General features: G+C 70.3%; 1 protein-coding gene. It reads left to right on the forward strand.

Annotated elements, in window-relative coordinates; all coding sequences use genetic code 11:
• Window positions 1-137 precede the first annotated feature (137 nt).
• On the forward strand, window positions 138-1734 hold a 1597-nt coding region (locus tag KGA66_RS28825; RefSeq protein WP_211472742.1), incomplete at its 3' end, for an IS4 family transposase.

The raw sequence follows: 1734 nt of genomic DNA on the forward strand, positions 1-1734 counted from the left end.
CAAGGCCGCGAAGTTAAGGATTCCGGGTGCTTGTCCAGCGGATCGGTGCTGGCGTGTTGAGCAGCGCGCATAGAGAACGAGACCTCTGATAGATCAGGGCGGTCCGCCAAGACTGTCCCGAATCAGAGGTCTCGTTGTTGTCGAAGTCTGCCACTGTCACGCTCAGCCGCGCCATCACGGTCGCCGAGGGGGTGTTCGCGCCCGGTCATCTGGGCGAGTTGACGCAGGTCGTGCCGTTCGAGTTGGTGGACGCGGTGTTGGCCGAGACCGGGACGGTGCAGCGGCGGCTGCGGGATCTGCCCTCGCGGGTCGGGGTGTATGTGGTGCTGGCGATGGCCATGTTCGAGACGGTCGGGGTGGCCGGGGTGTGGTCCAAGCTGACGGCCGGCCTGTCCGGGTACCCGGTGTCGTCTGCGTCGGAGAAGGCGTTGCGGGACCTGCGCCGCCGGGTCGGTCCAGCGCCGTTGAAGGCGTTGTTCGACGTGCTGGCCGGTCCCTTGGCGCAGCCGCACACGCCCGGGGTGCGCTACCGGGGGCTGCGCACGGTGGCGTTCGACGGCTGCTCGTCGATCAAAGTCCCGGACGCGGAGCGGAACCGAGGCCGCTTCGGGAAGATCAAGTATCGGCTGGGGTTCGCCGGATACCCGGCGCTGATGCTGATGGCGCTGGTGGAGACCGGGACCCGCGGGGTGATCGGCGCGGTGTTCGGGCCGACCGCCCCCGGCGAGCGGGCGTATGCCGCCAAGCTGCTGCACCACCTTCGCGCCGGGATGTTGATCCTCAACGACCGCGGGTTCGACGGCAACGACCTGCTTGAGGAAATCGTCGCCACCGGGGCGCACTTCCTGGTGCGGGCCAAAGCCTCCCGCCGCCCGGCGGTGGCCGCGGTGCTGCCCGACGGCTCGTACCTGGCCCGGATCGGCGGGCTCACGCTGCGGGTGATCGAGGCGAAGGTCACAGTGACCGGTGCCGACGGCTCGGTCGTGACCGGCGTCTACCGGCTGCTGACCACGCTGACCTGCCACCGCACCGACCCCGCCCCGGTCCTGATCGATCTTTACCGGGAGCGGTGGGAGGTCGAGTCGGCGTTCTTCGCCTTCCGCCACACGATCTTGCGGGGCAGGGTTCTGCGGTCCAAGGACCCGGTCGGGATCGAGCAGGAGATGTGGGCGCTGCTCGTGCTCTACCAGGTGCTTCGCACCGTGATGGTCGATGCCGCCGAGTGCGCACCGGGCACCGACCCCGACCGGTGCGGGTTCACCATCGCCCTTCAGGCGGCCCGCGAGAGCGTCGTGACCGCCGCGAACATCGTCACCCCGGACGTGGACCTGGTCGGCGACATCGGCCGGGCCGTGCTCGCCGGGCTGCTGCCCGCTCGCCGACACCGGTTCTCCGCCCGCAAGGTGAAATCCCCGATCTCCCGCTACCACGCCCACACCGACACCAACAGGCCCCTGACCAGCACCACCGTCGCCGCCGTCGAGGTCGTCATCCGCGAGCCGCCCACACCGACACCCAGGCCGCCCCGGAAGCCGAAACCCCAGCGCTCACCGCGAACCCGCCGCACCCAGCCCACGCGCCGACCAGCGACCCGGCCGGCCTCCGGCCGGCCGCCAGGTCGCCGAGCAGCCGTCCTCCAACTCATGGGCACCCGGCCCGGTCAACCATGGCGGGCCCGCGACCTCGCCCGAGCCTTCGACATCACCGAGGAGACGGGCTTGAACAGCTTCTGCG

Source organism: Actinocrinis puniceicyclus, assembly GCF_018283645.1.
GTDB classification, from domain to species: domain Bacteria; phylum Actinomycetota; class Actinomycetes; order Streptomycetales; family Catenulisporaceae; genus Actinocrinis; species Actinocrinis puniceicyclus.